The sequence below is a fragment of the Thermostichus sp. MS-CIW-38 genome (assembly GCF_054058415.1).
On record NZ_JBSSAH010000027.1, the window covers coordinates 22,276 to 41,060 of the forward strand.

The 18,785-nt window shown below is 57.7% G+C and carries 21 protein-coding genes; 10 read left to right on the plus strand and 11 right to left on the minus strand.

What is annotated here, in order from left to right; all coding sequences use genetic code 11:
• Positions 1-118: 118 nt before the first annotated feature.
• From ACVWXZ_RS09955 to ACVWXZ_RS09995, 9 genes are all read right to left on the minus strand, one after another.
• Entirely contained in the window at positions 119-415 is a 297-nt protein-coding gene (locus ACVWXZ_RS09955) for a DUF6464 family protein (RefSeq protein WP_457403611.1), read from the minus strand.
• Between the two features lie 119 nt (positions 416-534).
• Positions 535-1,968 carry an argininosuccinate lyase gene (gene argH / locus ACVWXZ_RS09960; RefSeq protein WP_414349809.1) on the minus strand — a complete coding sequence of 478 codons (1,434 nt, stop codon included), beginning with the start codon at positions 1,966-1,968 and terminating at the stop codon, positions 535-537.
• Positions 1,969-2,098: 130 nt separating this feature from the next.
• Positions 2,099-2,317, minus strand: coding sequence for a hypothetical protein (locus ACVWXZ_RS09965; protein WP_414329334.1), 219 nt, complete (start codon positions 2,315-2,317; stop codon positions 2,099-2,101).
• A 471-nt stretch (positions 2,318-2,788) separates the two neighbouring features.
• The gene (locus ACVWXZ_RS09970) at positions 2,789-4,486 is read right to left on the minus strand and encodes a PP2C family protein-serine/threonine phosphatase (protein ID WP_238376753.1); all 1,698 of its coding nucleotides are present in this window, start codon (positions 4,484-4,486) and stop codon (positions 2,789-2,791) included.
• A gap of 80 nt (positions 4,487-4,566) precedes the next feature.
• Entirely contained in the window at positions 4,567-5,736 is a 1,170-nt protein-coding gene (locus ACVWXZ_RS09975) for a glycosyltransferase family 4 protein (RefSeq protein WP_457393415.1), read from the minus strand.
• Positions 5,737-5,875: 139 nt separating this feature from the next.
• Positions 5,876-7,420 (minus strand): MFS transporter, encoded by a 1,545-nt coding sequence (locus ACVWXZ_RS09980; RefSeq protein ID WP_457403610.1) that lies wholly within the window; start codon positions 7,418-7,420, stop codon positions 5,876-5,878.
• A gap of 147 nt (positions 7,421-7,567) precedes the next feature.
• A complete protein-coding gene (locus tag ACVWXZ_RS09985; RefSeq protein WP_414329330.1) occupies positions 7,568-7,912 on the minus strand; it encodes an MgPME-cyclase complex family protein in 345 nt (114 codons plus the stop codon).
• 73 nt (positions 7,913-7,985) lie between these two features.
• Positions 7,986-8,456, minus strand: a complete 471-nt coding sequence (locus tag ACVWXZ_RS09990; RefSeq protein ID WP_414342436.1) for a hypothetical protein — start codon at positions 8,454-8,456, stop codon at positions 7,986-7,988.
• Between the two features lie 162 nt (positions 8,457-8,618).
• Positions 8,619-9,737, minus strand: coding sequence for a class I SAM-dependent methyltransferase (locus ACVWXZ_RS09995; RefSeq protein ID WP_414349803.1), 1,119 nt, complete (start codon positions 9,735-9,737; stop codon positions 8,619-8,621).
• A 251-nt stretch (positions 9,738-9,988) separates the two neighbouring features.
• On the opposite strand from ACVWXZ_RS09995, the gene ACVWXZ_RS10000 reads away from it, so the two are divergent.
• The 9 genes from ACVWXZ_RS10000 (at position 9,989) to ACVWXZ_RS10040 (ending at position 16,162) form a co-directional block, all read left to right on the plus strand.
• Entirely contained in the window at positions 9,989-10,645 is a 657-nt protein-coding gene (locus ACVWXZ_RS10000; protein ID WP_457384811.1) for a response regulator, read from the plus strand.
• On the plus strand, positions 10,645-11,337 hold the full coding sequence (locus tag ACVWXZ_RS10005; RefSeq protein WP_414329328.1) for a queuosine precursor transporter: 693 nt from the start codon (positions 10,645-10,647) through the stop codon (positions 11,335-11,337). The genes ACVWXZ_RS10000 and ACVWXZ_RS10005 overlap by 1 nt, the downstream gene beginning before the upstream one ends.
• A 142-nt stretch (positions 11,338-11,479) precedes the next feature.
• The gene (psbZ, locus tag ACVWXZ_RS10010; protein WP_011433643.1) at positions 11,480-11,665 is read left to right on the plus strand and encodes a photosystem II reaction center protein PsbZ; all 186 of its coding nucleotides are present in this window, start codon (positions 11,480-11,482) and stop codon (positions 11,663-11,665) included.
• A 332-nt stretch (positions 11,666-11,997) separates the two neighbouring features.
• On the plus strand, positions 11,998-12,516 hold the full coding sequence (locus ACVWXZ_RS10015) for a DUF2808 domain-containing protein (RefSeq protein WP_414374581.1): 519 nt from the start codon (positions 11,998-12,000) through the stop codon (positions 12,514-12,516).
• A 222-nt stretch (positions 12,517-12,738) separates the two neighbouring features.
• Positions 12,739-13,581 (plus strand): undecaprenyl-diphosphate phosphatase, encoded by an 843-nt coding sequence (locus ACVWXZ_RS10020; RefSeq protein WP_457441685.1) that lies wholly within the window; start codon positions 12,739-12,741, stop codon positions 13,579-13,581.
• Positions 13,582-13,666: 85 nt separating this feature from the next.
• The gene (locus ACVWXZ_RS10025) at positions 13,667-13,804 is read left to right on the plus strand and encodes a DUF4351 domain-containing protein (RefSeq protein ID WP_414374584.1); all 138 of its coding nucleotides are present in this window, start codon (positions 13,667-13,669) and stop codon (positions 13,802-13,804) included.
• Between the two features lie 316 nt (positions 13,805-14,120).
• Positions 14,121-14,732 carry a hypothetical protein gene (locus ACVWXZ_RS10030; protein ID WP_457403607.1) on the plus strand — a complete coding sequence of 204 codons (612 nt, stop codon included), beginning with the start codon at positions 14,121-14,123 and terminating at the stop codon, positions 14,730-14,732.
• A gap of 18 nt (positions 14,733-14,750) precedes the next feature.
• A complete protein-coding gene (locus ACVWXZ_RS10035; RefSeq protein ID WP_041436643.1) occupies positions 14,751-15,383 on the plus strand; it encodes a hypothetical protein in 633 nt (210 codons plus the stop codon).
• 59 nt (positions 15,384-15,442) lie between these two features.
• On the plus strand, positions 15,443-16,162 hold the full coding sequence (locus tag ACVWXZ_RS10040) for a hypothetical protein (RefSeq protein ID WP_457482464.1): 720 nt from the start codon (positions 15,443-15,445) through the stop codon (positions 16,160-16,162).
• A 37-nt stretch (positions 16,163-16,199) separates the two neighbouring features.
• On the opposite strand, the gene ACVWXZ_RS10045 is transcribed toward ACVWXZ_RS10040, so the two are convergent.
• Positions 16,200-17,762: an NAD(P)H-hydrate dehydratase gene (locus ACVWXZ_RS10045; RefSeq protein ID WP_457482465.1), complete on the minus strand. Its 1,563-nt coding sequence runs from the start codon at positions 17,760-17,762 to the stop codon at positions 16,200-16,202.
• 56 nt (positions 17,763-17,818) lie between these two features.
• Entirely contained in the window at positions 17,819-18,220 is a 402-nt protein-coding gene (locus tag ACVWXZ_RS10050) for a VOC family protein (RefSeq protein WP_457443730.1), read from the minus strand.
• A 149-nt stretch (positions 18,221-18,369) separates the two neighbouring features.
• On the opposite strand from ACVWXZ_RS10050, the gene ACVWXZ_RS10055 reads away from it, so the two are divergent.
• Positions 18,370-18,681 (plus strand): hypothetical protein, encoded by a 312-nt coding sequence (locus ACVWXZ_RS10055; RefSeq protein ID WP_457482466.1) that lies wholly within the window; start codon positions 18,370-18,372, stop codon positions 18,679-18,681.
• Positions 18,682-18,785 lie beyond the last annotated feature (104 nt).

Sequence of the window (18,785 nt, forward strand, 5' to 3'; positions counted from 1 at the left end):
CACAAGTTGGCCGGGGATCCCTCAACTTAGCTACAGCGGATGCCATTGGGGCGCAACGGGCAGGCCGTTCCGCAGAGGCCGCCGCTGCTGAAAATGTTCGGCCACCAGTGTGGCGCGGTCAGACCCGTCCATCGAGTGAACCCAGAGGTGGCTCTGGCTTTGAAGGGGCGACAGGAGCATAGTGGGGGCAACCCTGGCACGGCCCTTGCGGATGGACGGCACAGCGCAACCAGGCCGAGTGGGCACTGAAAACACAAGAGGGATCCCCCAGGGGTGGGCCAAATTCGCCGGCCCGTTGACGGCGCAGCAGCACCACTTGCCGTCGCCAATCTTGCAAAAATCGGCTGTAGGCGCGTTCCCGCCAGCGACGCTTGGCCGCATTTTCGAGGACGTGGGCGGTGAGGTTATCCAACATGGAACGATACCCAGGGAAGAGGCCAACAGGCTGGGAGTTGCGTTGGATGGCTGAGAACCTCAGGATGGCACACACTGGCGAGAAGAACCCAAGAATTGCAAACTCTCCTTGAGTTCAGTTTAAGTTTGTGGAGTTTCTTCCGATGGCTCTGGCTGCTGGTGGCGGGCCTGGGCCCGTTGCAGGGCTTCTCGCACCACAGCAAAGCCCGTTCCCCCGGCGCTGAGCCGCGTGGCCACCACCTGGCGGGGCTCAATGGCCGTCAAAATGTCCGCCTCAAAGGCCGGGTGGAAGGTTTTCCAGCGCTCCAAGGGCAGATCCCGCAGCAGGATCCCCTCTGCCAAACAAATGCGCACAATCTGCCCCACCAAATCATGGGCTGTGCGAAAGGGGATCCCTTTGCGCACCAAGTAGTCGGCCACATCGGTGGCGTTGGAGAAATCTTCCTGCACAGCAGCCGCCATGCGCTCAGGTTGAAATTGGATCCCTTCCCGCAGCAGAAGGGTCATCGCCTCTAGGCAGGCTTTCAGGGTATCGACCGTGTCGAATAGTCCCTCTTTGTCTTCTTGGAGATCTTTGTTGTAGGCCAGCGGCAGCCCCTTCAAGGTGACCAACAAAGCCTGGAGATGGCCAAACACCCGCCCCGCCTTGCCGCGCACCAACTCCGGCACATCGGGATTTTTCTTCTGGGGCATGAGGCTGGAGCCGGTGGCACAGGCATCGGTGAGGGTGACAAAGCCGAACTCCTGGGAAGCCCAGAGGATCATCTCTTCCGAGAGGCGGCTGAGATGCACCAAAATCAAGCTGGCGGCAGCGTGGAACTCCACCAGGTAGTCCCGGTCGCTGACGGCATCCAAGCTGTTGGCGCTGATCCGCTCAAATCCCAGCAGATGGGCGGTGAGCTGCCGATCGATGGGCAGAGAAGTGCCGGCCAAAGCCCCGGATCCGAGGGGGCAGACATTCACCTCTTCCCGCACCCGCCCCAGCCGTTGCCAGTCTCGCCAGAACATTTCTTCATAGGCCAAGAGGTGGTGGGCCAAGCTAATCGGCTGAGCCCGTTGCAGATGGGTGTAGCCGGGCAGAATTGTCTCCAGATGCCGCTCGGCCAAGTCCAACAAAACTCCGCGCAGCTCCCAGAGGGCTTGACGAAGGTGATCGATCTGATCTCGCAGATAGAGACGCAGATCGGTGGCCACTTGGTCATTGCGGGAGCGCCCGGTATGCAGTTTTTTTCCCACTTCCCCCACCAAAGCCACCAAACGACGCTCGACGGCGTAGTGGACATCCTCTGCCTCTGGATCGGGCCGGAAGGTGCCGGCAGCCGCTTCCTGTTGGATCTGCTCCAATCCCCACCGGATCTGGTCGGCCTCTTGCTGGGTCAGGATGCCACAAGCGGCCAACATCTGCACATGAGCCAGGGATCCGGCCACATCGTAGGGCAGCAGGCGGATGTCGAAGCCGATGCTGGCGTTGAAGCGGGCGATGGCAGGGTGCAGGGATCCCTCGAAGCGTTGGCTCCAGGGGCGAGGGGTGGAAGTTACCGTCGGCTCAGACATCGGCTGGGAACTGGGAGAATGGGAAGAAAGACCCCGCTGCAGAAGAAAAAGCACAAAAACCAAATACCGACGGCCAAAACCCCGCCGGCTCAGGCCAACTGGATCCAGCTAGAGCAATGGCGACAAGGCTCTAGTGGGAGCTGGTGATGCTCTTGAGCATGTAGCCCGCCACGATCCCTATCAAAAGCGCCCAAATTTGGCCCGATTCCACAAAGCCATTCCAACCCTTGCGGATATCGCCCAGCACATCCTGTCGGAACACCTGCCCGACAATCATTTCCGTCTGGAAAGCCGCGGGAGCCGGCAAGTAAACCGAGGCGGTTTCAGACCCAGAAGGAGAGAAGTTCATGGTTGTACCTCAGGTGTAGATAACACAGTGCAGCCAACCTGGTAGCTCCACCAGCTAGAGCGTACCGCTCTGAAAGACCTACGAAACGCCAACAAACACTTCCACTCGCACCGGCGGCGCGGAGTGCTCAGCGTCTGCCGCGCTTCTGCTTTCTTCCTGCCTTAACGAACTATGGCTGGCAGCAGAGATCACCCCCACTGCCCCGCCAGAGGGATCTCCACAGGCGTGACTTCCCCGCAAGCTGCAGGTAGCCGCTCCTTGCTCTCTGAGAGAGCCACACAGACTAAAGCTGGAGCAGGCTTTAGCCCATGCAGAACGCATGCCAGAACTAACCAACTAGCCTAGTAGTCCGGCAAAACCACGTCAACCAACCCACCGTTGCTGCCCAGCCCAGTAGCGTTGAGTAGCTTGCTTGAGCTATTGTGAGCGTTGCGGCCTGCTGTCATTAACCCTGAGTTTGAACTTTTTTAGCTAGGCTGGCTCGGAGTCGGGCAACACCTTCAACACCACCAGCGTTGTGTCGTCCACGGGCTCAGGCCGCAGGGAAATCTCGTCCTGCAACAGGAGCTCTGGATCCTCGGGCAGCCATAGGGGAAGAGGGTGGGATCCCCGGCGGCCTCGGAAGGCATCCATCTGCTCAAACAAGCTCTCCAAGATGTCTTCGGGGGAGTCGTAGCGACGGGCAGCGTACTGGATGGCGTCCATCAGCCCAGAGGTTTCCAAGCGCTCGCCGCGGGTGTTGGCTGTCTCCGTGTAGCCATCGGTGTAGTACACCACCACATCCCCGGGTTGCAGTTGCACGCAGCTTTCCGAGTAGTGGCTGTTTTCTTCCAAGCCGATCAGCGCCCCCTCTGTGTCCAGGGGTTGAATTTCTCGGGTGCGGGCCTGCCACCACAGGGTGGGGTTGTGGGCCGCGTTGCTGAAGCAGAGGCGATGGGAGCGGGGATCGTACTCCGAATAAAACAGGCTGATGAAGCGATTGGAGTTTTCCAGGTCACTGTACATGGCCCGGTTCAGATGTTGCAGAACACGGGCCGGCGAATGGCGGTTGAGGGCCTCCGCCCGCACCATGGCGCGGGTCATGGTCATCAACAGGCCGGCGGGCACCCCTTTGCCCATCACATCCCCAATGACGATGGCCAAGCGAAAGCCTGCCGTTTCTTCAGATGAGTCGGATGTTTCCAGGCGTTCGCCGGGAATCTTGATGAAGTCATAGTAGTCGCCCCCCACTTTGCTGGCCACCCGGCAACGGGCTGCCAAGCGAATCCCCTTGACTTGAGGGCACTCCCGAGGTAGCAGTTGGGTCTGGATGTAAGAGCCAATCTCCATTTCTTTTTCCAGGGCCATCTTGCGGCGCAAGGCTGCCGTCAAGCGGTCATTTTCGATGGCCACCCCTGCCTGATCGGCGACCAAGCGCAACAGTTGTTGGCGACGTTCATCCCAGTGGTAGCCAGGCTGACGGCTGAAGACGTACAAGCGACCCTGGACAGAGTTGCGAATCAGCAGCGGCGTGCCGAAAAGGCGTACATCCGGCCCCAAGCTCTGGCGGAACCGTTCGTCCAAGAGGTGTTCAAGGGCAGGGATCTTAACAGACAGGGATCCCTCCGTTTTGAGAATGGGCTCTTGAGCCGAGAGGGTCTGGGTAATTTGCTCCATCTCAGCCCGAATCTGCTCGCGGTGATTGAGATCAGAGCAATGCAGTTGATCCAACTGGATGGTGCCGTTGGGATTGAACAAAACCAGGGCTCCGCCTTCGGCATCGGTCAGTTGGCTGGCCACAAAAGCCGTCAGCTCCAGGATCTGGTTCAAGTTGTTAAAAGAGCGCAGAGCAAAAGCCAGCCACGCCAGCAGATACTGCATCCGATGGTGTTCTCTCTCCAGTTCTGCCACCCGATCCGGCATTGCAGGGGCAGGCACAATGGCCGGCTTGACCTCCGGCAGCTCTCTATCATCGGACGCAACGGCACCTGAAGAGGTGGGATCCTCATCCTGGCCGGTCTGAGCTGAGCGCAAGTCCCCCGAATTGTCCGTGGGCGACAGCGACGGAGCATTGGGGGGGAGGGGATTTTTGCCCGAATCCTGGGCCAGCAAGGACTCTGACCACAAAGAATCTGACAGCCCGGCAGGGGGCTGCCCTAAAACGGCCTTTTGGGGGCTGTGATCATCCATCGGGAAGACTGGCGTTAATCCCTTGGAAACGTAACGAAACAGCTTAGCAAAAATATCACAAGCTTCATCACACTCATCCCTCACACCCAGCGATGCTGACGGGATCCCTGGCACAGCTCTCGGTAGAGCTGTTCCACCTGGCTGAGGTTGTGGCTGAGGGTATAGCGCTCCAGCACCCGCTGGCGGGCCTTCATCCCCAGCAGTTGGGTAAACTCCCGTTGATCCCGCAGCAAAGGCAACAGCGTTTGCAGCTCCGCCGTCACCCGTGTCGGATCCAGCGGGATCCCGGCTCCATCGGCCAAAACCTCGCCATCAGCGCCGACATCGGTGGCCACTGCTGCCAGCCCACAGGCCATCGCCTCCAACAGGGACAAAGAGAGCCCCTCGATTAAAGAGGGCAAAATAAACACATCGGCTCCTCGCAAGATCTCGATGCGTTGCTGCTCGTCGGCAATATAGCCCAGCCAGTGGATCCCATGTTGAAGGGTGTAGAAGGGCTTGAGGGTGTTGAGCAGCGGCCCATCCCCCACGATCAGCAGACCACACTTCTCCCCCATTTGGGCGTGTTTCCAAGCCTTGAGCAGGGCCTCCAGGTTTTTCTCCGGCGAAACCCGCCCCTGATAGACGAAGATCCGCTCCAGTCCCAACCGCTGTTTGAGGGTGGAGGGCCCAGGCGCGTACTTGTCCACATCCACACCATTGGGAATGACCACCACCTGCTGGGGGCTCACCCCCAGTTTGACCAAGATCTCCCGTTGCGTTTCCGAGAAGACGATGGTGCGGTGATAGTTGGCCAAACACGGGGCGTAGAGCTGGTAGGCCAAGTATTGGGTGCGAGAGGCGATGTTGCGCCGCCGCCGGTCGAAGGCCGGGTGGAAGGTGGCCACCAGCGGCTGGTTGAGCTCAGCACAGATCTCCGGCAGCACAAAGTCGATGGGAGAAATGGTCAAGGAGGCATGTACCAGATCCGGCTGCAATTCCTTGAGGGCCTGGGTGAGCAACCGCTTGGCGTTGGGGGCCGGGATCGTGTAAATCTGCGACTTGTACAGACAGGGGAGGGAAACGTCTCGACGATCCAGCTCCGCCCTCCAGCCTTCACCTCCAGGATCCAGAGCGGGCGATTGGCCGTCGTTGGTGAAGTGAAAAAAGCTAACCTGATGTCCCCGATCCAAAAGGCCGTTGGTCACCTCGCGGCTATAGGTGACGTTGCCACAGAAAGGTGTTTTTTTGCCTATCCAGGCGATGTGCATGGGCGGATCCCCGCGGAGCTGAAACGCTTAGCTGCAAAGGGAGTCTCGATTCTTAAACCTCTACAAGAGTAGCAGAGTTAGCTCCTGCCTTGGCCCGTCCCCTCGGAAGAGGATATCCAACCTCGCGCTGCGGCAGGATTTAGGGGGCCTCTCTGCCCAATAGGCTCCAGGTGTACAGCCCCGCCAGCCCCGCCAGAACAGACAGGGCCACAAACATCCAGGGAAGGCCAAGGCGGGCTTCTGCCAATCCCGTAAACACCAGCGGCAAACTGAGGGCAATGTTGGCGGCGTTGTTCTGGAGCCCAAAGATCTTGCCCCGCAGATGGTCAGGCGTTTCCTCTTGGATCAAGGTTTGCATCGGCACCGCCACCAGAGCCCCGCCACAGCCCAACAGGGCAATCCAGCCCAAGCTGGGCAGCAACCAGTGGGTCGTCCAGGAGAGGGCTGCCAGAGCCCCACAGAGCAGCAGGGATCCCAGCCCAATCCAGGCGCGGCGGCTCACCCGTCGGCCCGTATGGCCCACCCAAAAGGCGCCGATCCCCATGCCCAGGCCGGCAGCGGCCAACAACACTCCGAACTGATCTGGCTTCAGCTCTGCCATCACTTCGGCCATGCGCACCGCCAACACTGCCAGCGCCGCAAACAGCGAGTAGAGCACCACCACCTGCACCAAGGCAGCTCGGATCAGGGGCATCTGGCTGACATATTGCAGGCCCAAGCGGAGATCTTCCCAGAGGTGGGGGACTTCCCAACGCCGGGGCTCTAGCTTCTCGCGGGGTTGCAGCAGCAATAGCAGGGATCCCGCCAAGAGGTAGGCTCCCCCCACCAACAGCTCCGGCCCCACTTCCCAGCCCGGCAACCAATGGCGTACCCAACGATCTGCCAGGGTTAACAGCGGCTCCCCCACAGCAAACCCGACGATCAGCGAAGCCATCATCGTGGTGGTGTACAGGGAGTTGGCCGCCAGCAGCTCTCGCTTCGGCAGGATCAGGGGCAAAGTCGCCTGCTCGGCAGGAGCAAAAAACTGGGTCAGAACCGAGACGGCAAAGCTCACCAGCAACAGCCCCGCAAACCCCAAGGGGATCCCCGGCCAAAGGTCGCGCCCGGCACTGAGCCAGAGCAGCGGCGGCAACAGCAGCACCAGGATCCCGCGCCCCAGGTTGGAGAGCACCAACACCCCTTTTTTCAGCCAGCGATCCACAAATACCCCTGCCAGGCTGCCCAATAGCATCGCCGGCAGCGTAAAAGCCAGCATGATGGCCGAGACCCAACCGCTGATGGAAGCCCCTTCCGGCTGAAATTCGCGGGCAACCAACCCAATCAGCAGCACCAACAACACCTTGTCCGCCAACTGGGAACACGCCTGCCCCATCCACAGCAGCAGGAAATTGCGCCGGCGCAGCACGGTTACAAAGTTGCTCAGGCCCGGCTCAGCCAGACCTTGATCTTCCTCTTCCTTTTGCCCTTTTTCGGGATCCTCAGGAGGTGGCTCCGGCAGGGGATCCCCAGGAGAACACTCCGGCGAGCTGAGGGCGGGGCTTGCTGTCGGCTCAGGCAAGAGAGCTTCTGACTTCAGACCCCAAGTTGGCGTTGACGCAGGTGGGGGATTCTGGAGAGGGGAACTGGGGTGGCAGATCCCTGCCCCTCCCTCCGGCCAGCCCCATCGTTGCTCCAAAGTCATCATGCTCCCCAGGTGACCTGCCCATTTCCCCGACGTCGGCCCCACAACAGAATGGGATCCCGTCAGCAAACAAAAGTGGAAATGGGGTGCCCCGATCTTATCTTGGCCCGCCTTCCAATCCACCAACCCAAATCTTGGGAATCGGCAGGCCTAGCTTCCTGCGGCAGACAAGGAGCGCAAGGGATCCGGGATCGACTCGCTGGGAGCCACAAAGCTGCCCTTCTCTACAAAGGTTAAGCGCAGGCTCAGCCAACGAATAAAATCCGCGTTGGTGGATACCACTGCCCCCAGGGGCTCCTTCAACTTGTCCCGCAGGGGCTTTAACTCTGGAGCTTCCATGAAGGCCGGCTGGGGCACCCAGAAGAAATCGACAGGGCAATGGCGCTCCTCGCAGTATCGACGACGCTCCTCCAGCACCTCTTCCAGAGGCTCAGAACGTAAGAAAGACAGGCTGGCAACGACAAAATGATAGGTAGTCGGTTCGGCAGCAGACATAAGATTGCTGTGGAACTGTGTTGAGAATAAAGGCTAGAGCCGGGCGTCCACCGCTCCTTGCAGATCCTCTCCCTCAGAGAGAGGCAGATTTGAGCAGATGCGGAGCCGGATCGCGGGAGCTACACAGCGGCTGACAGTCTTCCAACTGCCGGAGAACGGGTAGCCGCGCCATGACTTCCTCAGGGGGCATGGAATGTTCTGAAGCCTGCTTGAGGGTAGGTAGAGCCTGAGCTGCCCATTCCCGAGCCCAGGAAGCGGACTCAGGAGTTTCCTTCTCCTCCAACAGCTCTTGGCAAAGGGCAGTTGAGCGTTCCAAGTCACCACTGCCCTGATATGCCATGATCAGAGCTACACGAGCCAAAACGCATTCTTCCGGATCTGCCCTCGAGCCATTGCGCTCGCTCAGGCGGCGGGACAAACTCTCTTGTCTCTCTTGGATGGAACAGCAGTAGCAGAAGGACTCGAGAAGGTTGATCGCCTCCAGGTAGCGCTCCTGCTTGAGAGCAGTAATGCCGGCGCGGAGGGATCCATGGGGGTGGGACATGAGCCTAAGTACAAGAAAAAGATCTTAGACGGACTTGCACCCAAGGGTTATCCAGTTAGTGGCCCGTCTTCTCATCCAAGGTTTCGTGTCTAAAACTACTATACACCCTCTGGACAAGTGACCGCCGATTTACTCTTCCTCTTAAGCTTGTGGAAGGGGCGCTCAACCTTTACGGGCTAGGGTGTAGGTGCTGACATAGTGAGTTTCTCGGCGCAGCACCGCACAGCCTGCCTGTTGCAGGCGCACCCCCAGATCGTCGTGGATGTAGTCGCGGTAGTAGGGTTCGTGGAAGGTTTGCATAAAGGCTTCCATCGTCTCCTTCAGCTCTGGCGAATCCAGCAGTTGCACCGAGTCGCAGATGACCACCACGCCCCCTGGCTTCACCACCCGACTCATCTCGTTGATGACATTTTGTCTGGCCGGGCCAGGCAGCTCATGAAAGAGAAAAACGCTGATAACGGCATCGAAGGTGGCGTCGGCATAGGGCATGGCCTCGGCGTTGGCGCGGATAAGCTGGGGCAGCTCCCCCGGCAGCTCCTGCAACAGTCGGTTGGCCTTGCGCAGATAGGCGGGGGAAAGATCCAGGCCATACAAAGCTGCTTTGGGCAGGGATCCCCGCAGCAAGCGCAGCATCCGCCCCGTGCCACAGGCTACATCGAGGATGTGGGGGCTGACCAAGGTGGGATCCAAGGCATCTTTGAGCAGGCGAATCACCCGACGGCGCATCGCGTCCGCTGTGCCCCCAAACAGCAGCTCCACCTGCAGGTCATAAAGCTCAGCCGAGCTGTCGCTCAGATAGCCGTTGGTTTGGTAATGGAAATTTTGCAGGTAGTATTTCGGATAGCCCTCGGTGGAGATGTCTTGAGAAAACTCTTGGTAACGCTTGCTGTGAACCCGCCGAGTAATTTGCGGCAAATCCAACCACACCTGTGGGTAATAGCGGGCAAAGTCCAGCCAGGGGTTGTCGAACAGGAGCGCGTGCGGGTAGTACCCTGCCTCAGCATCTTGCCAGTCCGCTTGCAGGAGTTGTTCGTAACGGGCCCGCAACACCTGTAGCGTGTCAGCGCTCACCCGCACCTTGGCCCGCGGCGGCGGGGTCCTCCCGGAGGAGAAGCTTTGCAGATCCCTGAGCACGGAGAGCATCAGATCTGAAGCTTGGGTGGAGAGCGCTTTGTGGGCAAAGCCGAAGATGTTTTTGCCCCACTGAAAAGCGCGGTAGGCAGCTTCTCCGACTGGAGATGGGATCGGCAGCGACAGCTCAGGACTTAGTTGTAGGCTCATAACCCTGCAAGGTGCGAATGAAGAATGAAGGCTTAACGTTTGTTTACACTTAATTATAGCAAGGCGGCCGCGCCGAGCTGGCAGCCACTGGGATCAGGGGAAACCTGGCGGAAGGGGATTCGTAGGCACGCTCCATCTGGCCGAACAGGAGAGTACTCTAGTGGTGTCCTAGAAAAATTTCCCCGCTCGCCTCATGGGCTGGAGGAAAGGGCCGATCAGGTCGAGTCAATGGGAAGAGGGAGCGCCTCAGCATGACAACCAAGACGGTGTTGGTCATTGACGATAGCATCATGATTCGCAAGATGGTGGCCAGCATCTTGGCCGATCAGTTCCAAGTGGTGGAGGCCAAAGACGGGTTGACAGGGCTGGAAGCGGCCAAAAAACATCACCCCGACCTGATCCTGCTGGATTTTGTCATGCCCAAGATGGATGGCTATGACACGTTGCAGGCTATTCGCCGCGAAGACAGTTTGAAAAATACCCCCATCATCATGATGTCGGGGATGAAGGAGCAGGTGACGGCCCGCATCCCTGAGCCTTTTGTCGATTTCGACTTTATCGAAAAACCGTTTGAGGCGGAGGCTCTCCTTGCACAAATTCAAAAGGCTCTGCAAGTGGCCCCCGTAGCTGCCCCGGAGGCTGGAGGGGAAACCAACACCCAATTGCTCTTGAACAAGCTCACTGCTATCGAGACGCTGCTGATTCAAGGCACGGAAAACCTGATCCAGCGGGAGGTGGTGACGCGGCTTTCCAGCCTCAGCCAGCGTCTAGACCGTCAGGAATCCCACAGCGCTAACCTGGAAGAACAAATCCGTAAGCTCGCCGGCGAAGTGGAACGGCATAGCCAAGGCTTGGCCTTGATCGTCAAGGAGCTGCGGCACATCCGTAAGTTGTTGGGGGGATCCTGATGTCTGAGAGGGTTTTTGAGCGAGCTTATCGACACCTAGATGCGGTGACGGCTCTATTTGTAGCCGTGCTGCTGATTTCCAACATCGCCTCGACCAAGATCGTTCTTCTGGGGCCCTTTACCTTTGACGGGGGCACCATTCTCTTCCCCCTCAGCTATATCTTTGGCGACATCCTCACGGAGGTCTATGGCTATGCCCGCTCGCGACGGGTGATCTGGCTGGGATTTCTCTCGGCGGCCCTCATGTCGGTAACGTTCATGATCGTGGGATCCCTGCCGGCCGCCCCCGACTGGCCCTATCAAGAAGCCTACGACCAGATTCTGGGCCTGACGCCCCGCCTTGTGCTGGCCAGCTTAATCGCCTATTGGGGAGGCAGCTTTGCCAACGCCTATGTACTGGCCCGCATGAAGGTGTGGACGCGGGGACGGTGGCTGTGGACACGCACCATCGGCTCTACCCTGGTGGGCCAAGCGGTGGATACTGGACTGTTTGTCACCTTGGCCTTCTGGGGGGTGTTCCCCGGCCTGGGCAGCTTAATACTCTCCAACTATGTGTTCAAGTGTGCCGTTGAGGCGGCGTTCACGCCCCTGACCTATGCCATTACCGGCTGGCTAAAGCAGCAAGAACAAGAAGACTACTTCGATGTGGCAACCGACTTTAACCCCTTCCGCCTCCAGCCTGTGTCTAGATGAATCCATCAGCCGCCTCAACGGATCTGGCCTTGGGAGGGATCCTATTTTGGTATAGTCAGAGCGTCATCCTATTTATCCTGCTGCCATCCGGTGTTACCGGGAGCTTTTATCCAAGACAAGACTTTTGTGAGGGATCCGAAAGATGATGCTCGTTTTCCAAATTGCTTTGTTGGTGTTGGTGCTTTACAGCTTGCTCTTGGTGGTGGCGGTGCCGGTGCTCTACAGCTCAGCCAGTGACTGGAGCCGGGCCAAGAATGTGATTTTGGTGGGATCCCTGCTCTGGGTGCTGATGGTGATCGGGGTGGGGGTGCTGAGTTTCCTCAAGTGAAGAAGCAGTAGAAGGGCAGGGGCATCTTGCCGTTACAATCGGCGCTGTGGGGGGCTGCACTGTGGGTATGGTGGCCCAAAGTTCTTGTTGAGATCTCTGCCAGAACTGCGTACTTGCGCACCCCGGTGAGCCCTAGGCTCTCTCGGTAGAGAGGATCCCATCCTCTACAATGGACGGCGAGATGGCGGTCTTGCCACTGGTTAGGTTGGCTGCAGGTTGCGTTGGCAAGCTTTGAGGGTGCTGAGGTGTTTCAACCAGCGGAGGTTTGGGTGTTGAGAGCAGTGATGAGAGCAGGGAAATGTTCGCAGGAACTTGGCCTTGCTCGGCGAGGAATGAGGCTGGCCTTGGCGGGCCTGTTGATGGGGAGCCTGGGATCCCTGGTGATGCCCCATTCTGCAGAGGCGCAGTCGGGTTTGGTGATCACCGGCAGTGAAGGGGTACCTGTCCTCAGCTATCGGCTCGATTTTGGCGGGGTTCGCAGTCGTTTGGATCGCTATCGCCTGACCATTCCCCCCCAGAATGTGGCGGTGGCAGAAGTGCAGATCAACGGGGACAGGAATTTCGATGGCCGCATCGATCCGGAAAGTGTCCGCCTGGAGGTAGAAGGCCGGCCTGTAGAGCTGGATCAAGTGTACTGGAACGAGGAGTTTCGCTCTCTAGAGGTGGTGGCCCGTCAACCCATTGCTGCCGGTCAGGAGATCCGTCTGGTGCTCTCCAATGTGCGCAACCCCTCGTCTGCCGGCATCTATCGGGTGGAGGCGCGGGTACGGGGGACGGAGCCTAACCCGCTCTTCCGCAATGTGGGCAACTGGCTGATTACCATTGAAGACCCAGAGCGGATTGGCTTCTGATCTATTGACCCGATGATCTGACCTACTGTTGATCTTTGCGGCGATCCTATAGGCACAGCCCTTTTGCGGGTCTGGGACAGCGACACCCAAGTTCCCGGCCAGTTGGGGTGGGATCCCTCTGCAAGTGTTTGTTCGCCGTGGTATGGGCTGCTGGAAAAAGCCGGAGTTCTGAGTTTTTCTAAGAATGGGGATTGTGCAAATCCGGCAAGTTTGGGTGGGGGAGTGTTTACCTTGTTGCTTGCTGACACCTGGTATCCCAATTGGTGGCAAGCTCTGATTTTGGGCATGGTGCAGGGGATCACCGAATTTCTGCCCATTAGCAGCACGGCTCATCTGCGGGTGTTTCCGGCTTTGGTGGGATGGCCGGATGCGGGCGCTTCTTTTACGGCGGTGATCCAGTTGGGCAGTTTGGGGGCGGTGCTGATCTACTTTGCCTCTGACCTGCGCCAGTTGCTCCTCGGCTCCTGGAAAGCCTGGCGAGAACGAGATTTTCAGCAGGAGCCTTGGCGGCTGTCGGTCGGGATCTTGGTGGGAACAGTGCCAATTGTGGTTGCCGGCTGGGCCATCAAGGCCATTTGGGGATCCCCGCCCCGCCAGTTGTGGGTGATCGCCACTGCAGCCATTGGCTTGGCTTTGTTGTTGGGCTGGGCAGAGCAAACGGGCAAACGCCAACGAGACCTTCACAGCTTGGGCATTGGGGATGGGATCTGGGTGGGGCTGGCCCAAGCTTTGTCCCTGATCCCTGGGGTGTCGCGCTCCGGCTCGACGCTGACGGCAGGGCTGTTTCTCCATTTGCAGCGCTCGGCTGCCGCCCGTTACTCCTTCTTGCTGGGGATCCCGGCATTATTTTTGGCGGGGGTTGTGGAGTTTATCTCCGAGTTCGAGGCAGAGGCCCTGCTGCCGCAGGGGTTGGGCACTCTTTCTGCTTTTGTCTTTTCCTATCTCTCTATCGATTGGCTGATTCAGTTTTTGCAGCGCAGCAGCACTTGGCTGTTCATCTTTTATCGGATTGGCTTTGGCTTGTTTATTATCTTGGGTTTAGCGCTGGGGTTTCTAAGGCCCTAATCAAGCTCAGTCAACTACAATCCACGGGGATCCCTGAGGTGGTCACTCCTTTCTGGCTGCTTTTCCCACTGAGAAGATTGGCAAAATGGGATCCCTGCCTGAGGAGGTGGAGGCTCAGATTCGGTCTTTATCGGTGGAGCGCTTGGAAGAGCTGGGTCTAGCCTTGCTGGAGTTCCAGTCGTTGATTGACCTCACCACCTGGCTTGATGGATTCAGCCATTAAAGGTTCTCCCCTTCAAAAAAGGGCTCCGTATCATACGCTGACGAATCTAAAGATTGAGCCCGTGTGTTGCAGCGCACTTGCACTTTGTTGAAGCAGATGTTAGTTTCTGCTTGAGCATCAGGCTGCAAATCCAGTCTTGCTCTTGTCGGGTGATGAACGGTAGATCCTCCTGAGAGAGTTCCTTCTAGGGATCCCTGCCCTAATTTTGTGTTGCTTGTAGCTCCAATAGAAGGATTGCCGGATCCCTGTGGGGGTCACTTGTGCCACTTGAACTGCTAGAACCAAGGCGATTATGAACGGCCTCAGGATACTGCTTATGTTGATGCTCTCTTCTGTGTTGGTGTTGCTGTGTGGGTGCAGTGGCGGGGGAGGTTCTACCCCCAGTGCAGAAGAAGAGCCCAATCCTGATCCCACTACTGGATTTGTGCCAGAAAATCCGGGTGAGGATCCCTCTCCAGATATGATCCCGGTCGATGAACTGGATCGGTTATTCCCCAATTTGCCACCGGATCCTGGAGAAGAAGGGAAGCAAACTTTGGAGGGGATTGATGCCGATGGAGATGGCGTGCGTGATGATGTGCAGCGCTGGATTTACCGCCGGTATCCCAATGATGAGCTGAAGCGGAAGGCCATGCTGCGATACGCCAAAGCTTTACAGGCAAGCATCGTGAATGTTGACAGGGATAGTCGAGACCAGGTGCGTGCAAGAGTGCTTGATGGTTTCCGAGCAATTCGATGTGCGCGGTTAGCATTTGGCGGGGCAAATGAATTCGACCTGATTGATGAAGTTGCTGAAGCAAGAAGGGAAGTGCAATTTCAAATGCTTAACACCCAGGAAAGAGTTATTGCAGATTTAACTGTTGATGCCAAGTTCTCTGGACAAGTCGTTGGCGCAGAAGAATGGACATGTACTGACCCAATTCGCTAGATTAGTGAGGATAAATGGATGTTCGGTCGAAATACTGTTCGTCTTGTTGTTTTATTGTGCTGTTGCCTGTCTGTACTGATTCTCAAGTCTTGCTCATTACCAAACAGACCAAATATTCACTCAGTTATTTCTCCCAATTTCAGCTTCAATACCGCTGCACTTGTCCTCAAGTCTAAAATTTACTATATTAACGGACTGGCAACTGAAATACGTGACGCTGAGGATAATCGTGATAGAATCATTGCTGCCATTGGAGGAAATGAAGAGAATGTATTGATCCGACTCAAAGACAATATTGGGTTCGAGCAAGACATCGCAAACTATCGGCTTGCTTACAGCATGGCTTTGGGAGGAATAACTGCGTCTGGAAATGTAACTCAAGCAGCAGACAACCCAACCTTTCAAATCGTTGCATCCATTGCACTCAAGATTCGGGAAGCACTGCCAGAACTGTCAGACCCTCAAGCGTGGCAATATGCTCGTGTTCTTCTAAAAGCCCCAAATGCAAATGATATTCTAAGGCCACTATTGCAAAGGTTTAATGTCCAAGAAACTCTAATTAATCTTCTTGGTCAAACAATGCAGAAAAAAATGAATGGCCAGGCTATTCAGAGTGGTTCCGCAGAATCGGTGCATTTGAAGATGGGGTGATGCTGCTGAAAGGCACTCGGAGCTTTGATGCAGGGGTTGGAACCCGGAATGTGGGGGTTTTGAACAAAGTGAATGCCCAGGGCCAAGTCTCGACGTTTGTGGATGATCTCCCATTTGGGGCCTTCGGAAGAGGAACTGCAGAATACCTATCCAACCTCGTTCAGGTGGGCAATAGCGTCGTTTTCACCCGGTATAGCTTCCCGGTGATTATGGCTCGGCAAAGTTGGGATTGGCTGCGTTCCTGTTGTGGTCAGGAGTTGCTGCAGGTGGATGCCACAGGGCAAACCACTCAGGTGATGGATTTGAGTGCTTTTTTCCCGCCTGGGTTTTCGCTTATCTCGGATAACTCCGCAACCAAGCTCGTCGGGCAGGAGTATTATTTTCTGGCCAATAACCAAGGGAATCCGAGTATTCTCAAGGCCAATCCCAGTCAGGGGCTAGCGGTAGTGGTGGATGGGCGGGTGATACGAGAACAAAATGGTGGAGATTCTGTACCCATCCGGGATATTGACCTACAAGGAGCCAACTTAGTGGCTTTGTTGGGGCAGAGTCGTCTTTTGGAAGATGCAGAAGGGTCTTGGCGCAGTGGGTTGGCACGGGTGTCCCCTCAGGGATCCCTGAGTCCGATTTTCCGGATCCCGCAGGATTTTAGCTTGCAGCCGGAGAAGATAGTGGTGGAGGATGCGGGCTTTGGTTTGGTGGCCTGTCCAAGGCTTTCGAGTAACCAGCCAGAATTCTATTCCTGTGCCCTTTACCGGGTGACCCCTAGTGGAGGGTAGGAGCAAGCAGGAAGGCTTGGGCTATGACTTAGAGTATTTATTCACCCGCCTGCGACACGGTATGAACAACTTCCTCCTGTTGAAGAGCTTGCAGCGCCTGGGGCAAATGCTCCGCCAGCCGTGCCGGATCCACTCCCGTTAGGCCGCGTTCTTGCGCCAGATGGACAGCCGCCTGAGCATGCCACCACACCCCCGCACAGGCGCAACTGAGCAGGGCGGGAGCGTCCAAAGGTTGACCGGCTTGAGCTCTTCTTCGCGCCACTAGGCCCCCGATCAAACCGGTCAAGACATCGCCGCTGCCACCGCGGGCCAAAGCCGGTGTGCTTTCCGGGTTCACCCAGCATTCCCCAGTGGGAGAGGCGATCACCGTCCGCGCCCCTTTCAAAACCACCACTGCTCCACTCTGGGCTGCCGCCCTTTGGGCTGCCTCGATGCGATCCCCAAGCGGGATCCCCGGAAAAAGCCGCCGAAATTCCCCCAGGTGGGGGGTGAGGATGGCCTGGATCCCGTTTTCTGGCAGGCGCTCTACCCCCATCTCCGCCAGAGCATTGAGGCCATCGGCATCGATAACCCAGGGGATCCCGGCCCAATCCCGCAGCAGGAGTTCCAGCAGCGGTAAGCGGGTTTCTCCCAAGCCCGGCCCCACGGCCACCGCCTGAAAGGGTTTCTCGGCAACCGGCGGCAGAGAAGGGATCCCTTCCCAGGCATGAACCAAAACCTCTGGCAAGGCGCTGTGGATCAGTCCTTTCAACTCCGCCGGCGCCGCCATCGTCACCATACCCACCCCGCTGGCGCGGGATCCCAGCCCCGCCAACACCGCTGCTCCAGCATAGGCTGCCGAGCCTGCCACCAACAACAGGGATCCCTGGCGGTATTTGTGGGTATCCAAAGGGGGATCCGCGGGAAAGTGCTGCCAAGGCCGCAGCAACAACCGGGGAACCTCCACCTCTGGGTAGGCCCAAGGGGGGATCCCAAAATCAACGCGATGTAACCGTCCTACCCAAGGCAGAGCTGCTTCCTGCCACAGCCCCCGTTTCCAAAGGCCAAGGGTATAGGTATGGCTGGCGCGAATGCAGCAGCCCCAGACTTCCCCGGTTTGGTCGTTGAGGCCAGACGGCAAATCCAGGCTAAGGATGGGGATCCCACTGCCATTGGCCCACCCCACCGCCCCCGCCCAAGGCTCCCCCAAAGGCCGGTTCAGACCGATCCCAAACAGGGCATCAATTAACAAATCGCAATCGGCCAGCTCTTCAAGACTCTCCACAAACTCTGCCCCCAGCGCCTTGAGATAGCGGGCGTGGTCTGCCGTCAGGGGTTTGAGATCCGGCTTGCCCAGCCACACCTTCACCGACTTTTGGGCCAGCCATAGCTCCCGCCCAACCACCAACCCATCGCCACCGTTGTGCCCTGTCCCACAGAGGATCCCAATGCGATGGGCTTGCGGAAAATCCTTCTGCAACTGAGCAACAACGGCCAGCCCCACCTTCTCCATCAGAGCGGCAACGGGCATGCCGGCAGAGAAGATCTGCCCCTCAAGGCGCTGCATCTGTGCGGAACTGACCAGGCTGATGGCCGGATCGAACTGGCAACGAGAACCCATATCGCTACGCAACGCTGTTGCAACCGGCGGCATTGCTGAGGGGAGATGGCTCATGGCTAAGTTGCGCTAATCGAGCTTAGCTCTATCACATTCCCATCCGGATCCCGGACGAACACTGCCGCTCGCCCGGAAGCGCTCGGTTGCACCTCATACCCTTCCTGCCGCAGGCGAGCCTTCACCGCTTCCAAGTCATCTACCCCCAGCGCCACATGGGGATTACGCCCCCACTTTGAGGATCCCGTTCCGCTTCGCTGCCGTGGATCCATCAGCTCCTCGGCCACGATTAAATGAATTTGGGAGGAACCTACTTGATACCAAGCGCCGGGAAAGTTAAACGCAAACCGTTCCACCTTGGGGATCCCAAGCACCGTTCCGTAAAAATGTTCGGCTCTGGCCAGATCGCTCACCCAAAGGGCGGTGTGCAGGTGATGATAGGTTGGCTTTTGGGGGGCAGTCATTGTCTTGTTGGGAAATCTTGACCGTGGGGTTTTGCAAGGCCGACGCGAACATCAATATTTTCTCCGAACGGCAAGCCAAACCCGTAAGCTAAGGTGGAGCTAGCGCACCCGCGACAACCGTATCTTTGTTTTCGCATAGGGGTTGACCTATGGGATCCCGCACCAAGTTTTTCGGCACGGTCTTGGCCATGTTGGCCGTGAACAGCATCTACATGCAGTTGCAGCAGCTTTCTCTGCAGTTGGAAGAAAGGGATCCCGCCCCCTCTGAGCAGTCTTCTCCAGAGCCTCAAAGCAGCCAGGACTCCGTCCTGCTTCCGCGAGCGGAACGGCTGGATCCCTGGCACCGTGTTGCCCAAGTTTTGCAGGGTCTGTGGCCCGGCGATGCGAGCTTGAAAGGACTCCGTTCCGCCAACGCGAACGGGATCCTGTCGCCAGAGTCCACGTCCCCCCTGGAGCCTTGAGTGCCAAGCTGAGAGCATGACTCTAGTCAATAATAAGCTCAACTATACTGAAAATAATGTATAATATGTTCAGTACGGATTACTACCAGTTGATCTTTCTGTTT